Consider the following 14,772-nt stretch of genomic DNA (forward strand, 5'->3'; position numbering starts at 1 on the left):
CGCCCGATGTATCTGGTGCAGGTGAAGACAGCAGCCGAGTCCCAGAGTGCCTGGGACCTGTACAAGACCGTGCAGGAGGTGTCCGGTGAAGACGCCTTCACGCCACGCGCCGAGTCCAAGTGCCGGCTGATGCCCAAGGCCTGACCGCATCTGCGACGCTTCCCCGCTCCACCCCGGCAGCCCCCTGCCGGGGTTTTTTACATGGATCTGTCAATTCCGCCCAGGTGAATCGGCCAGCCGCGAGACTTCCTTCACGTTCTGGCCGAAAAAGTGCCTAGAATCAGGACATTGGCCTTTTCCGGGCTACGCGCCCACTGCGGGCATCCCTGCCAACAGGCTATCCCCCGAAAGCTCCCTGGAGGATCCGCATGTCCAGACATCCCGCGCCGCATCGCCGGCATATTCCCCCGGCCCCCTTGCGCAGGACTGTGCTGCGCTGGTCACTGCCGGCACTGGCACTGGTTGCCGGCGGCTCTGCCCTGGCCCTCAAGATTGAAAGCGTTTCGCCGCGCGGCGAGACCAGCGAGGTGCGCCAGTTCCTGGTGCGCTTCGACAAGGACGCGGTGCCGGCCGGCAATCCGCAGGCCCAGGCCCCGTTCCGCATCCAGTGCGAAGGGCCGGCACAGGCGGTGATTCCGCCGCATGACGGTGGTTGGCGCAACCCGCGCACCTGGGCCGCCGACTTCGAGAACGCACTGCCGGCCGGCGTACGCTGTACCGCCACCAGCACCCCCGGATTCCGCGCCCCGGACGGCGATACGCTGGCAGACACCCGCGTGGCCTTTGCCACCGGAGCGCCCTATGCCCGGGATGTCTACCCCGGCGGTGGTGAGATCAGCGAAGACCAGGTCTTCATCCTGCGCTTCAACGGTGCCGTTGATGCCGCCCAGGTGCAGGCTGCTGCCCAGTGCCGTGTCGAGGGCATGGGCGAAGCAGTGCCGCTGCGTCTGGTCAGCGGCGATGCACGCACGCAGATTCTGGCATCGCGCTGGTTTGCCGACGATGCCAAGAAGCAGCCCGACAATTTCGTGCTGCTGGCCTGCAACCGCAAGTTGCCGCCCGATGCCAGCGTCAGCCTGACGCTGGGCCGTTTTGCCGGCAGCGGCGATGCGGCACGGCGCAGCTGGGACTTCCAGGTGCGCTCGCCACTCGAAGCCAGCATGAGCTGCGAACGCCCGAATGCGCAATCGGCCTGCCTGCCAATCCGCCCGGTAACGCTGCGTTTCAGTGCGCCGGTGCCGGTGGAACTGGCACGCCAGATGGTACTGGAAGTCGGTCAGGAAAAGCGCAAGCCGGAACTGGATGAACAGCAGCAAGGCAGCGTGCGCTCGCTCGAGTTCAAGCCGCCGTTCCCCGAACAGGCCGCCATGCGGTTGATTCTGCCGCAGGGCCTGCAGGACGATGCCGGCCGCCCGCTGCAGAATGCCGCCAGCTTTCCGCTGAGCGTCAGCACCGGCGTGATGCCGCCGCTGGTCAAGTTTGCCGCGGCGCCGTTTGGCGTGGTGGAACGCTTTGCCGAAGGCCCCAAGGGCCCGGCGCTGCTGCCGGTCACGCTGCGCAGCGTGGAACGCGATCTCGCCGGCAAGGCGCTGCAGCCGGCCGGCGAGATCCGCACGCTGACGCCCCAATCCGATGCCGACATCATCCGCTGGTACCGCCAGCTGGCCGATTACGACCAGACCCTGATCGAACGCAGCCGCGCGCGCAAGGATGGCCTGCGCCAGCTGCCACCCACGCTGCCGGAGCCGGTCGGCGAGGACAGCTACAAATCCGTGCCCGATGACAGCGTGGAAACGCGCATGCTGTCGCTGCTGCAGGCCGAGTCTGCAGCCCAGGCGATGACCATGCCGCAGATCGACGACAAGGATCCGCGCCCGTTCGAGGTGGTCGGCATTCCACTCACGCCGGGCTACCACGTGGTCGAAATCGCTTCGCCCCTGCTCGGCAACGCGCTGCTCGATCCGCATTTCAAGCAGCGCCACATGTATGTGCGCACCGGCGCCCTGGTCACGAATCTGGGCGTACACGTGAAACAGGGGCGTGCCGGCTCGCTGGTCTGGGTCACCACGCTGGATGGTGGCAAGCCGGTGCCGCAAGCGCAGGTAGCCATCAGCGGCTGCAATGGCAAGCCGCTGGCCAGCGGCACCACCGATGCCAACGGCCTGTGGCAATACCCGCAGGCGATCGAGGCCCCGGCCTGCGGCGAGTACGGCAGCGACAATGCGCTGTTCGTCAGCGCACGCACCACCGATGCCCAGGGTGTGTCCGACATGGCGTTTGTCTGGACCGACTGGAACCGCGGCATCGAATCCTGGCGTTTCAACGTCCCCACCAGCACCGATCCGAACCCGGATCTGCGCGCCCACAGCGTGCTGGACCGCAGCCTGCTGCGGGCCGGCGAAACGGTATCGATGAAGCACTTTGCCCGCATCGAAACGATCCAGGGCCTGGATGCCATGCAGACCCTGCCCGGCACGCTCAAGCTGACCCATGTCGGCAGTGACAGCGTGATCGAGCAGCCGCTGGGCTGGCGCAAGATGGCCACCGGCGGCATGACGGCCGAAACGCAGTGGCAGATTCCGCGGGGTGCCCGGCTTGGCATGTACCGCATCAGCATGAGCGGCAAGGATGCCCGGGGCCGTGACATCGAGATCGACAGCGGCGATTTCCGCGTCGAGGAATTCCGTCTGCCGGTGATGCGCGGCAGCATCCAGCCGGTACCGAAAGCCCCGCTGGTCGCCACGCAGCAGCTGCCGGTGCGAGTGGAGCTGGCCTATCTGAACGGCGGCGCGGCCAAGGGCCTGCCGGTTGAAGTCTCGGCCAGCGTGCGCGATGGCTGGATCCATTTTCCCGGCTACGGCGAGTACAGCTTTGGCCGCAACAGCGACTGGTTTGACTACGACACCGAAGACGACAGCGCCAATCCGGACGACAACGCCAGCAGCACGCGCCTGCTGGCCAACCGCATGCCGCTGACGCTGGGAGCCGATGGCACGGCGCAACTCAACCTGCCCGAGCTGGTGGCCAGCCCCAAGCCGCAGGATCTGACGCTGGAAGCCACCTACAGCGATCCCAACGGTGCGTTCCAGACGCTGCAGTCGCGCCAGCGCATCTGGCCGGCAGCGGTGATCGCGGGCATCCGCACCGAAGGCTGGATCTCGATCGACAAGGACCTGAAGCTGCAGGCGCTGGCGCTGGACACCAGCGGCAAGCCGCAGGCCGGCGTGCCGCTGTCGGTACGCGCGATTGCCCACACCACCACCACCAGCCGCAAGCGTCTGGTGGGCGGCTTCTACACCTATGACAACCAGCACAGCAGCGAGGATCTGGGCGAAGTCTGCTCGGGCAAGAGCGACAGCCGCGGCCTGCTGCTGTGCAATGCCCATCTGAAGAAGCCCGGCGAAGTCGAACTGGTGGTGACCGCCACCGACAGCGAAGGCCGCAAGTCGCAGGCCGGCAGCTCGGTCACGGTGACGAAACAGGGGGAAATCTGGTGGGGCGGCGATGACCACGACCGCATGGATGTGCTGCCCGAACAGCGCAGCTACCAGCCCGGCGACACCGCCAAATTGCAGGTGCGCATGCCGTTCCGCTACGCCACCGCCCTGCTCACGGTAGAGCGCGAAGGCATTCTGCACAGCGAGGTGCTGCAGCTCAACGGCCAGGATCCGACCGTGAAACTGAAAATCCAGCCCGAATGGGGCCCCAACGTGTACGTGAGCGTGCTGGCACTGCGCGGCCGCCTGCGTGATGTGCCCTGGTACAGCTTCTTCACCTGGGGCTACAAGTCGCCGCGTGAGTGGTGGCGCGCCTTCTGGCACGATGGCAAGGAGTATGTGGCGCCCACGCCGCTGGTCGATCTGAGCAAGCCGGCCTTCCGCCTCGGCATGGCCGAACTGGATGTCGGGCTGCAGGCCCACACGCTGCAAGTCAGCGTGACAACAGACAAGGAGAGCTTCCAGCCACGCCAGCAGGCCCAGGTAACGATCCGCGCCCTGCTGCCCGATGGCAAGCCGGCGGCCCATGCCGAAGTGGCTGTGGCGGCAGTCGACCAGGCCCTGCTGGAGCTGCGCAACAACAACAGCTGGAACCTGCTGCGTGCCATGTTCCAGCAACGTCCCTGGGGCGTGGAAACCTCCACCGCGCAGATGGAAATCATTGGCCGCCGCCACTATGGCCGCAAGGCCGTGCCGGCCGGCGGTGACGGCGGTGCCGGCACCCATGTGCGCGAACTGCTGGACACGCTGCTGCTGTGGGACCCGCGCGTCCAGCTCGATGCCAACGGCGAAGCACGCATCAACGTGCCGCTGAATGATGTGCTGAGCAGCTTCCGCGTGGTGGCCGTGGCGACCAGCGGCCAGGACCTGTTCGGTACCGGCGAAGCCAGCATCCGCACCACGCAGGATCTGCAGATTGTCAGCGGCCTGCCGCCGCTGGTGCGCGAAGGCGATAGCTACATCGCCCAGGTCACGCTGCGCAACACCACCAGCAAGCCGATGAAAGTCGAGCTCACGCCCAAGGCCATGCTGCTGGAGCTGAAATCGCAGACCGTGGACATTCCGGCCGAGGGGGCGCAGGACGTGAGCTGGGAGGTGCGCATTCCGGCGCAGACCGCTGGCGAGGCGCTGCAGGAAATCGTCTGGGAAATCCGTGCTGCTGACCAGTCCGGCAGCCAGGCCAGCGATGCGCTGCGCGTCAGCCAGCGCCTGCTGCCAGCCGTGCCGCTGACGGTGCAGCAGGGCCTGCTGGAGCAGGTCAGCGGCCAGGAAATCGCGCTGGCCACGCCGCCGGGCAGTCTGGCCAGCGGCAATGTGGCAAGTGGCGGTGTGCAGGTCACGCTGCAGGCCTCGCTCGCGGACGGCCTGCCAGGGGTGCGCGACTGGTTCTCGCAATACCCGTACACCTGCCTGGAACAGCGCAGCAGCCGTGCCATCGGCATGCAGGACAGCAGCCAGTGGCAGGCGATCCTGAATGAGTTGCCGGCCCATCTTGATGGCGATGGCCTGGCCAGCTACTTCCCGCCGCAGCAGGGTGGCCGCTCGCGCGGCAGCGACACGCTGACCGCCTATCTGCTGGCCAGCGCGCATGAAGCCGGCAAGCTGGATCCAGCCTGGCGTCTGCCGGTAGCCAGCCGAGACGCCATGCTGTCCGGCCTGGCGGCATTTGTCGAAGGCCGCATCGAGCGCGATTTCTGGAGCCCGGTGAAGGACCGCGACATGCGCAAGCTGGCCGCCATCGAGGCGCTGTCGCGCTATGGCAAGGCCCGCCCGGAGATGCTGGGCAGCATCGCCCTGACGCCACAGCAGTGGCCGACACACACCGTGATCGACTGGCTTAACATCCTGCAGCGCATGCCGGCCCTGGCCGGCCGCGACCGCCTGCTCGACGAGGCGCAACAGGAGCTGCGCGCGCGTCTGAACTACCAGGGCACGCGCCTGAGCTTCAGCAACGAGCAGAACGACTACTGGTGGTGGCTGATGCAGAACGCCGATACCAATAGCGCACGCCTGCTCCTGGCGGTGCTGGAACTGCCGGGCTGGAAGGACGACCTGCCGGCGCTGGTCAGCGGCTTTATCGCGCGCCAGCAGCATGGTGCCTGGAACACCACCACCGCCAATCTGTGGGGTAGCCTGGCGCTGCAACAGTTTGCCGCGAAGCACGAAAAGGCAGCCGTCAGCGGCCAGACGCTGATCCGCCTGGACCAGCAGAGCCGCAGCATCGACTGGAGCCAGGTCGCACGTGTCGCCCCGGGCGCATCCACGGCGGAGCATCCGGCCTACGGTGCCCCGCCAGCCGCCCACATGTACACCAACAACCTGGCCTTCCTGCCCTGGCAGAACGCGCCCGGCGGCACGGCACGCCTGCAGCTGCAGCAGCAAGGCAGCGGCCAGCCCTGGGCCACGGTACAGGCGCTGGCAGCAGTGCCGGTGACCGCCCCGCAATCGGCCGGCTACAGCGTGCGCAAGACCATCACGCCGGTACAGCAGGCCGTTTCCGGCAAGCACAGCCGTGGCGATATCTGGCGCGTGAAGCTGGAGATCAACGCCGCCAGCGACATGACCTGGGTAGTGGTAAGCGATCCGGTGCCGGCCGGAGCCACCCTGCTCGGCAGCGGTCTGGGCGGTGATTCCGCCATCGCCACCCAGGGCGAACGCAGCAGCGGCAACGGCTGGCTGGCCTATGTGGAACGCGGCTTCGAGGCCTGGCGTGCCTATTACGAATTCCTGCCGCGTGGCAGCAGCAGCATCGAGTACACCGTGCGCCTGAACAGCGCCGGCAGCTTCGGCCTGCCCGCCACGCGCGTGCAGGGCCTGTACGCACCCGAGGTGTTTGGCGTCACGCCGAACGCCCGCGTGACCGTGGAGCCGGCACCCTGATGCCGACCCGTCTGCCGCGCGCGATCCTGCTGGGCAGCCTGCTGGCCGTGAGCCTGCTGCTGCCCGCCCGCGCCGTGGCAACGTTTGACGAGGTACGCCAGGCGCATGCCTCGTCCGAATCGCTGCTGCTGGACCGTCAGGGCGAGGCGTTGCACCGCCTGCGCACCAACCCGCAGCTACGGCGCGGGGCCTGGATCACGCTGGATGATGTCTCCCCTGCACTGCGCAGCGCCATGCTGATCAGCGAGGACAAGCGCTTCTACCAGCACGGCGGCATCGACTGGCGCGCCGTCGGTGCGGCGGCCTGGAGCAATCTCCGCAACGAGCGCACACGCGGCGCTTCCACCATCAGCATGCAGTTGGCCGGCCTGATCGATGCCGACGGCCTGCCCGGCCAGCGCCGCAGCATCGTGCAGAAAATCGGCCAGGCTGCCACCGCCCAATGGCTGGACGGCCGCTGGCGCAAGAACGAGATCCTCGAAGCCTATCTGAACCTGGTGCCGTTCCGCGGCGAGCTGGTCGGCATCGATGCGCTCAGCCGCACCCTGTTCGGCAAGGCCGCGCACGGGCTGGACGAGCGCGAAGCCGCCATCACGGCTGCGCTGGTACGCGCGCCCAATGCCGCGCCGCAGCAGGTCGGGCAGCGCGCCTGCGGCATTCTGGCGCAGATGCGCGGCAGCGGCACCTCGGAGATGCTGTGCGACAGCCTCGGCCTGTACGCGACCGGCGTGCTGCTGCGCCGCCCGTGGGCCCCGAGCGATGGCGCAGCGCCGCATCTGGCACAGCGCCTGTTGGCCGATCAGCCCGGTGGCAGCACCCTGCGCAGCACCCTGTTCGGCCCGCTGCAGCGCCAGGCCAGCGCCCTGCTGCAACGCCAGCTGCACGAGTTGCAGACGCTGAATGTGCGCGATGGCGCAGTGCTGGTGCTGGACAACGCCAGCGGCGACGTGCTGGCCTGGGTCGGCAGTTCGCCCGATACCAGCCGCAGCCCGCAGGTGGACGGCGTGCTGGCGCGGCGACAGCCAGGCTCCACGCTCAAGCCCTTTCTTTACGGCCAGGCGCTGGCCGAATCGCGCCTGACCGCGGCCTCGCTGCTGGACGATTCGCCGGCCGCGATCCCGACCCAGAGCGGACTCTACATCCCGCAGAACTACGACCGCCACTTCAAGGGCTGGACCTCGCTGCGCATGGCGCTGGGCAACTCCTACAACGTGCCGGCGGTGCGCACCGTCGGCATGGTCGGCGTGAATCCGTTTGCGCAGCAGCTGCAGCAGCTCGGCATCCGGCTTGATCGCACCGGCGACTACTACGGCTACAGCCTGGCACTCGGCAGTCCGGAGATGAGCCTGCTGGAGCTGACCAATGCCTACCGCGCACTGGCCAACGGCGGCCACTGGACGCCGGTGCGCACGCGCCTGGACGAGGCGATCCCGGCCACGGCGCAACGCCAGGCGCTGGATGCACGCGCCAGCTTCATTATTGGCGACATCCTGTCCGACAACCACGCCCGCCTCACCACCTTCGGCATCAACAGCGTGCTGCGCACGCGCTTCTGGAGCGCCGTCAAGACCGGTACCAGCAAGGACATGCGCGACAACTGGGCGATCGGCTGGAGCGAGCGCTACACCGTCGGCGTCTGGATCGGCAATGCCGAAGGCGATGCCATGTGGGATGTCAGCGGCACCAGCGGTGCAGCGCCGATCTGGGCCGAGCTGATGCAGGCATTGCACGCCGAACTGCCCAGCCATGCACCGACACCGCCACGCGGCGTGGTGCGCCAGCCGGTACGCTTCGGCCCGGGCCCGGACGGCCAGCCGCTGGAAGCCGCGCGCAGCGAATGGTTTGTCGCCGGCAGCCAGCAGGCGCTGTTCGCCCTGCCCGATCAGCCCGCCGCACGCCAGCTGCCGCCACGCATCGACAGCCCGGTAGATGGCACGATCCTGGCGCTGGACCCGGACATTCCGCCGCAGCGCCAGCGCCTGCAGCTGCGCACGCACGCTGCCCAGGCCCAATGGTGGATTGACGGCAAGCAGGTAGGCCAGGGCCAGCAGGCCGGCTGGCTGCCCTGGCCGGGCCGCCACCAGATCCAGCTGCGCCAGCCCGATGGCCGCCTCATCGATCAGGTGCAGATCGAGGTGCGCGGTGCCGGCGTGGTGGCGCAACACCGGTAAAACCCGCTGTCATTGGCGCCGCAGATTCGCGTAATATGAGCTCTTTGCCGGCCACAAGCTGATGCCATCCAGGAGCACACCATGCCCACCATCACCTGTATCGAAGACCTGCGCCAGCTGGCCCAGGCGCGCGTGCCGCGCATGTTCTACGACTATGCCGATGCCGGCTCGTACACCGAAGGCACCTACCGCGCCAACGAGGACGACTTCCGCCGCATCCAGTTCCGCCAGCGCGTCGCGGTGAATCTGGAAAACCGCAGCACCCGCGCCCCGCTGCTCGGCCAGGACTACCGCATGCCGGTCTATCTGGCCCCCACCGGCCTGACCGGCATGCAGCACGCCGATGGCGAAATGCTGGCCGCGCGCGCCGCCCGGGACTTTGGCGTGCCCTTCACCCTCTCCACCATGAGCATCTGCTCGATCGAGGATGTGGCCGAGGCCACCGGCGGCCACCCATTCTGGTTCCAGCTCTACGTCATGCGTGATCGCGATTTCATGCTTCGCCTGATCGACCGCGCCCGCGCCGCCAACTGCTCGGCGCTGGTACTCACGCTGGACCTGCAGGTACTGGGCCAGCGCCACAAGGACATCAAGAACGGCCTGAGCACCCCGCCCAAGCCCACGCTGGCCAACCTGATCAACCTGGCCACCAAGCCGCGCTGGTGCCTGGGTATGCTGGGTACGCAGCGCCGCACCTTCCGCAACATCGTCGGCCACGCCAGCAGCGTCAGCGATGTCAGCTCGCTCTCCACCTGGACCGCCGAGCAGTTCGACCCGACGCTGAGCTGGGACGATGTGGCCGAAATCAAGCGCTACTGGGGCGGCAAGCTAATCGTCAAGGGCATCATGGAGCCGGAAGATGCGCGGCTGGCAGTGCAGCATGGCGCCGATGCCATCGTCGTCAGCAACCACGGCGGCCGCCAGCTCGATGGCGCACCCAGTTCGATCCAGGCGCTGCCGACGATTGTCGAGGCGGTCGGCGACCAGATCGAGGTGCACATGGACGGCGGCGTGCGCAGCGGCCAGGATGTGCTCAAGGCCTGGGCGCTGGGCGCACGCGGCATCTCGATTGGCCGCGCCTTCCTCTACGGACTGGGAGCCATGGGCGAAGCCGGCGTCAGCAAGACGCTGGACATCATCCACAAGGAACTGGACATCAGCATGGCCTTCTGCGGCCACACGCGCCTGGGCAATGTCCGGCAGGACATCCTGGTGCCGGGCAGCTACCCGCTGCCGCGCTGAGGCGGCCAGGTTACCAAGTGCAAGAGCGGCCCGGCACAGCCGGGCCGGCACCGCAAAGCAGACCCGGCTGAGGCACAATAGGGCCATGTGCTGCCACCCTCCGGCAGCGCCTTGTCCACAGATTTGCACGATACCGACACATGAAGCCCTCCATCCCTTCCCGCCTGCATTCCGGCCTGTGGCTGGCCGCTTCTGCGCTGGCCCTGGCTGCCTGCACCAACGTCTACTATCCGCCTGCCACCGGCGGCGCTCCGGTGGTCGATGCCAGTGTCGGCAGCAGCACGCTGTCCGCCAGCAATGGCACCAGCCCCGCCCAGACAGCGCAAACGGCGGCAGCGCCTGTGGCCACCGATGGTGTGCTGCACGGCCTGCACCTGCAGGCCGGCACCTTCTCCAGCCACGACAACGCCGAACGCATGGCCAGCAACATCCGCAACAAGCTGCCCAGCGTGTCGACCCTGGTGCATGTGGCACCGCGTGGCAGCAACTGGCGCGTGCTGATCGGCCCGTTTGCCAGCGAACAGGAGCGCATGGAAGCCGGTGGCCGGATCCGTACCGAAACCGGTAACGAGGTGGTCAACGCCGCCCCCTGAGCCTTTCCCCGAGGTGAGCACGGAGAGCCCTCCGTCCCCGTCCCGCCAGCGACGCATCGCGCATCTGGACATGGATGCGTTCTTTGCCTCGGTGGAACTGTTGCGCTACCCGCAGCTGCGTGATCTGCCGGTGGTGATTGGCGGTGGCCGCCACAACCCGAACCACCCGCTGCAACGGGCCTGGGCCGGCCGCCTGCACGAGATTCCGCTGGAGCAGTTCCCGCGCCTGCGCAGCTATGCCGGGCGCGGCGTCATCACCACCGCCACCTACCCGGCGCGCCAGTTTGGCGTGGGCTCGGCCATGGGCCTGATGAAGGCGGCGCGCCTGTGCCCCGACGCGATCCTGCTGCCCGGCGATTTCGAGCGCTACCGCGATTTCTCGCGTCGCTTCAAGGCCGTCATCACCGGCATCGCGCCGGTGATGGAAAACCGCGGCATCGACGAGGTCTATATCGATTTCACCGAGGTCCCCGATGGCCAGGCAGACGGTGGCCGCGTGCTGGCCGAACGCATCCAGCGCGGCATTCTGCAGGAAACCGGCCTGACCTGTTCGGTAGGCGTGGCACCCAACAAGCTGCTGGCCAAGATGGCGAGCGAATTCAACAAGCCGAACGGCATCAGCATCGTGCAGGACAGCGATCTGCAGCCGCTGATCTGGCCGCTGCCCTGCCGGAAGATCAAGGGCATAGGCCCCAAGTCCGGTGCCAGGCTGGAACAACTCGGCATCCACACGATTGGCGAGCTGGCCGCCTGCGATCCGCTCTGGCTGATGCAGCAGTTTGGCAAGAGCTATGGCCACTGGCTGCACGCATCGGCCTGGGGCCGTGACGACAGCACGGTGGTGACACACAGCGAGCCGGTCAGCGTGAGCCGCGAAACCACGTTTGCGCGTGACCTGCACGCGGTGCACGACAAGGCCGAGCTGGGCGAAATTTTCACGCGGCTGAGCCAGCAGGTGGCAGCCGACCTGCAACGCAAGGGCTATGTGGCGCGCACTTTCGGCATCAAGCTGCGCTATACCGATTTCCGCATCGCCACGCGCGACCAGACCGTAGACCACTACACCGCCGATGCCGCCGAGATCCGCCGCCATGCCGGCCAGTGCCTGAAGCGCGTGGACCTGACGCGCCATTTCCGCCTGCTTGGCGTGCGCGCCAGCAACCTGCTGCCGCTGGCCGAATGGGAAGCCGACCCGACAGCCGGCCTGGCGCAGGACGATGGCATGACGCTCAGCCTGTTCTGAGATGCGACGCCCCTGTTTCTGCCGCGCAACAACAGCGTTATTCACACAAAAAACCTGCCGCCATCGCTTAATGAATGAAAATCATTGTCATTACAGCGCTATACTGGCATCCGTTCAGCAGCCTGTAGCGGCTGCACTTTTCTGACCGGAGACCTGCTTCCATGTCCAACACCCGCTCTTCCCGTACCTCGCTGGCGCTGACCGGCATCGCCCTGGCGGCCAGCGTGCTGGCCAGCCCTGCTGCCCACGCCCAGGCCAAGGAGCTGAACATCTACTCGGCGCGCCACTACCAGACCGACCAGCAGCTGTACGACGGCTTTGCCAAGGCGCACGGCGTCACGATCAACCGCGTGGACAGCGACGATGCCGGCGTGATGCAGCGCCTGCGCGCCGAGGGTGCCTCCTCTCCGGCGGATGTGGTGCTGATGGTGGATGCAGCCCGCCTGTCCATGGCCGACAACGCCGGCCTGTTCGCCCCGATCAAGTCCGGCGCGCTGGAAAAGGCGGTACCGGTGCAGTATCGCGCTGCGGCCACGGCCGACGGCACCACCTGGTTCGGCTTCTCGACCCGTGCCCGCCTGATCGTCTACAACAAGATGGCAGTCAAGCGCGCCGATGTCGATACCTACGAGGAACTGGCCGATCCCAAGAACAAGGGCAAGGTCTGCACCCGCAGCGGTTCGCACCCCTACAACCTGAGCCTGTTCAGCGTCATGTACGAACACATGGGCGAGGCGCGCACGCAGGACTTCCTGCAGGGCATGGTCAACAACATGGCGCGCAGCCCCAAGGGCGGTGATACCGACCAGATCAAGGCCGTGGCCAGCGGCGAATGCGGCGTGGCGCTGACCAACTCCTACTATCTGGCACGCATGATGCGTTCCGGCAACCCGGCAGACCGCGCCGTGATCGAGAAGGTAGGCGTGGTGTTCCCCAACCAGGGCAGCTGGGGCACGCACATGAACATCGCCGGCGGTGCAGTGGCCAAGCACTCCAAGAACAAGCAGCTGGCGCAGCAGTTCCTGGAGTACCTGGCCAGTGCCAAGGCACAGGACTACTTTGCCAACGGCAACAACGAATGGCCGGTGGTGAAGGGAGTTTCGCTGCCCAACCCGGCGCTGCGCGCCATGACCGGCGGCAAGAGCTTCAAGTCTGAAACGATTCCGGTCGCCGTGGTCGGCAAGCACCAGACGCGCGTGCAGCAGCTGCTGGACCGCGTGGGCTACAAGTAAATTCATAACCGGGGCAGCACCCTGCTGCCCTTTTCCGGAGTGTCCTTTGGCGCCGCGCTTGCGGCGCTTTTTTTGTTTCACGATGACTTCAGCCCGACATTTGGCTGGACTGCGCTGTAGCCCGATACAGCAGGTTTATCAATAACTTACGTGCGTCCATCATATGCAAGACCGCTGCATAACCTCGCCGATCATCCGGCCGAAGCAAGAATCATGCTGATTTTGTCGCGTTTTGCATGATTTCATGCCCCCCGAAGTGGCTGTGAGCCACTTTGGGAGCTCCATTTGCCCTCTCAGGGCGCACCTACCCCCGCAAGCTCCATCGCTTTCAACTTGCGGTGCGCCTTCAGCAGGTTCATCCCCAAGGCCGCCCAACACATCTGCGCCTGCACCTTTGCTGTCCCAAAGTACCGCGCCCGTGCCAGATTGAACCTGCGTTTCATCGTCCCGAACGCCTGTTCCACCTTGAAGCGGATCGCCCCGATCTTCTTGTTGAACTGGCTGTACAACGGATGCAACGGGTGACCCCGGCTGCCCTTGTGCTGGATCAGATCCCCTATGCCGCGCTCCTGCAGAAACTGCCGGTTGGCCTTGCTGGCATAGCCCTTGTCGGCCAATACCGCTACCACCCCCGGCTTGAGGGCATCCACGATGTCCGGCAACCGGGTAATCTCTGCCTCATTGGCCGGGCGTACCTGCACGTGCTCCACATAGCCGTCTTCGCTGTCGACTGCCGTATGCCCGCGATAGCCAAAAAACGCATCCTTGCCCTTCTTGACCCAGCGCGCCTCTGCGTCGGGACTGTCGATCACCTGGGCAGGCTGGCCTTCTTCAAGGTACCTGTTGGGCCGGGCGGCACTGGGAATGATGGTGGCGTCGATGATGGCTCCACGCGCGCCTTGCACCTTCAGTCCCAGCTGTTCGAGTTGCCCATTGATGAGCGTGAGCAGGTTCTGATCCAGCCCGGCTGTGACCAGACGATTGCGAAAGCGGCAGATGGTGCTGGCATCCGGCAACTCGCCTGCAGAGGGCTCGAATCCGGTAAAGACCATGAAGTCCAGGCGTACGCGCAGGGCCTGTTCCAGCTGGGCATCAGACAGGCCGTGCCACTGACCGAGCAGCATGAGCTTGAACATGCCCAGGCGGTTATAGGGCTCGGGGCCACCGGCACCCGACTTCTCACGCTGGTACAGTCCCTTGAGGTGGCCGGCGATGGAATGCCAGTCCAGCAACTCGTGCAGCTTCATGCTGGGACTGTCCTGCACCAGCGGCTTGGCACCCAGCAAGAAGAAACTGTCCATCGCGATCATCCTCCTGCTGTCATTGGAACATGGTTTGTTAGGCTTCCGGGGGGTTATGCAACGGTCTTGGGTCAATACACTGGCACCCATCAAGAAGAAACTTTCCATCGCGATCATCCTCCTGACGACATTGGAACACAGCTAGGTGGGCTTCTGAGGGGGTTTTGCAACGGTCTTGACTTGGGAGACATGGCGATTTCCTTAGAGAGACCTAACGCCTGAGTTAAGCCGACTTGCGTAGTGGAGCCGGCAACATGGCAAGCTTAATCTGCCATGTTGCCGGCGTAACGAAGCAAGTTCGGCTTGAACGAATTGTTAGGCTATGCCTGTATCTACTGATTTGGTTGCGGCTTGGTTGCGCCGCGAACCAATGATCGAATGAAAGCAATGAGCATGCCACCTGTCAGCATGCCTAAGAAGTAGGTGCCGAAGGTCAACAGCGATAAAGGCAACGTCGCTGAAGAAGAAAGGAGGGAAACCGTCGCACTGCCGCTATTTTGGACCATGAATGTGACGACGACGAGTGTCATGAGGATGATGATTGCAAGATACAGATAGCGCATTTAGCTCTCCTTGAAGATTACGTACTGTTGGATGCAAAGCCTAACGCCTG

At 65.9% G+C, this 14,772-nt stretch carries 9 protein-coding genes; 7 read left to right on the plus strand and 2 right to left on the minus strand.

Annotation, left to right across the window (positions count from 1 at the left end):
* Positions 1–6: 6 nt before the first annotated feature.
* The 7 genes from C513_RS13960 (at position 7) to C513_RS0111010 (ending at position 12,858) form a co-directional block, all read left to right on the plus strand.
* Positions 7–144, plus strand: coding sequence for a hypothetical protein (locus C513_RS13960; protein WP_018716064.1), 138 nt, complete (start codon positions 7–9; stop codon positions 142–144).
* Between the two features lie 224 nt (positions 145–368).
* Positions 369–6,377 (plus strand): alpha-2-macroglobulin family protein, encoded by a 6,009-nt coding sequence (locus tag C513_RS0110990; protein WP_083927402.1) that lies wholly within the window; start codon positions 369–371, stop codon positions 6,375–6,377.
* Positions 6,377–8,548, plus strand: a complete 2,172-nt coding sequence (pbpC, locus tag C513_RS0110995) for a penicillin-binding protein 1C (protein ID WP_018716066.1) — start codon at positions 6,377–6,379, stop codon at positions 8,546–8,548. Before C513_RS0110990 ends, pbpC begins: the two co-directional genes overlap by 1 nt.
* 81 nt (positions 8,549–8,629) lie before the next feature.
* The gene (locus C513_RS0111000; RefSeq protein ID WP_018716067.1) at positions 8,630–9,790 is read left to right on the plus strand and encodes an alpha-hydroxy acid oxidase; all 1,161 of its coding nucleotides are present in this window, start codon (positions 8,630–8,632) and stop codon (positions 9,788–9,790) included.
* Positions 9,791–9,930: 140 nt separating this feature from the next.
* Positions 9,931–10,383: an SPOR domain-containing protein gene (locus C513_RS13320; protein ID WP_018716068.1), complete on the plus strand. Its 453-nt coding sequence runs from the start codon at positions 9,931–9,933 to the stop codon at positions 10,381–10,383.
* Between the two features lie 70 nt (positions 10,384–10,453).
* A complete protein-coding gene (gene dinB, locus C513_RS13325; RefSeq protein WP_018716069.1) occupies positions 10,454–11,626 on the plus strand; it encodes a DNA polymerase IV in 1,173 nt (390 codons plus the stop codon).
* A gap of 161 nt (positions 11,627–11,787) precedes the next feature.
* Positions 11,788–12,858 (plus strand): extracellular solute-binding protein, encoded by a 1,071-nt coding sequence (locus tag C513_RS0111010; RefSeq protein WP_018716070.1) that lies wholly within the window; start codon positions 11,788–11,790, stop codon positions 12,856–12,858.
* A gap of 293 nt (positions 12,859–13,151) precedes the next feature.
* Here the strand turns inward: C513_RS0111010 and C513_RS0111015 are convergent, their stop codons facing one another.
* Both C513_RS0111015 and C513_RS0111020 read right to left on the minus strand, forming a co-directional pair.
* The gene (locus tag C513_RS0111015; protein WP_033395074.1) at positions 13,152–14,159 is read right to left on the minus strand and encodes an IS5 family transposase; all 1,008 of its coding nucleotides are present in this window, start codon (positions 14,157–14,159) and stop codon (positions 13,152–13,154) included.
* Positions 14,160–14,491: 332 nt separating this feature from the next.
* A complete protein-coding gene (locus C513_RS0111020) occupies positions 14,492–14,722 on the minus strand; it encodes a LapA family protein (RefSeq protein ID WP_018715122.1) in 231 nt (76 codons plus the stop codon).
* Between the last annotated feature and the right edge of the window lie 50 nt (positions 14,723–14,772).

This window comes from Allobrachymonas chironomi DSM 19884 (assembly GCF_000374625.1).
In the GTDB taxonomy this organism is placed as follows: domain Bacteria; phylum Pseudomonadota; class Gammaproteobacteria; order Burkholderiales; family Burkholderiaceae_C; genus Brachymonas; species Brachymonas chironomi.

Bases quoted from the DNA above. Each gene is read 5' to 3' on its own strand.
- pbpC (WP_018716066.1), top strand. From the start codon at position 6,377: ATGCCGACCCGTCTGCCGCGCGCGATCCTGCTGGGCAGCCTGCTGGCC.
- C513_RS0111020 (WP_018715122.1), bottom strand. From the start codon at position 14,722: ATGCGCTATCTGTATCTTGCAATCATCATCCTCATGACACTCGTCGTC.
- dinB (WP_018716069.1), top strand. From the start codon at position 10,454: ATGGATGCGTTCTTTGCCTCGGTGGAACTGTTGCGCTACCCGCAGCTG.
- C513_RS0111000 (WP_018716067.1), top strand. From the start codon at position 8,630: ATGCCCACCATCACCTGTATCGAAGACCTGCGCCAGCTGGCCCAGGCG.
- C513_RS0110990 (WP_083927402.1), top strand. From the start codon at position 369: ATGTCCAGACATCCCGCGCCGCATCGCCGGCATATTCCCCCGGCCCCC.
- C513_RS13320 (WP_018716068.1), top strand. From the start codon at position 9,931: ATGAAGCCCTCCATCCCTTCCCGCCTGCATTCCGGCCTGTGGCTGGCC.
- C513_RS0111010 (WP_018716070.1), top strand. From the start codon at position 11,788: ATGTCCAACACCCGCTCTTCCCGTACCTCGCTGGCGCTGACCGGCATC.
- C513_RS13960 (WP_018716064.1), top strand. From the start codon at position 7: ATGTATCTGGTGCAGGTGAAGACAGCAGCCGAGTCCCAGAGTGCCTGG.
- C513_RS0111015 (WP_033395074.1), bottom strand. From the start codon at position 14,159: ATGGACAGTTTCTTCTTGCTGGGTGCCAAGCCGCTGGTGCAGGACAGT.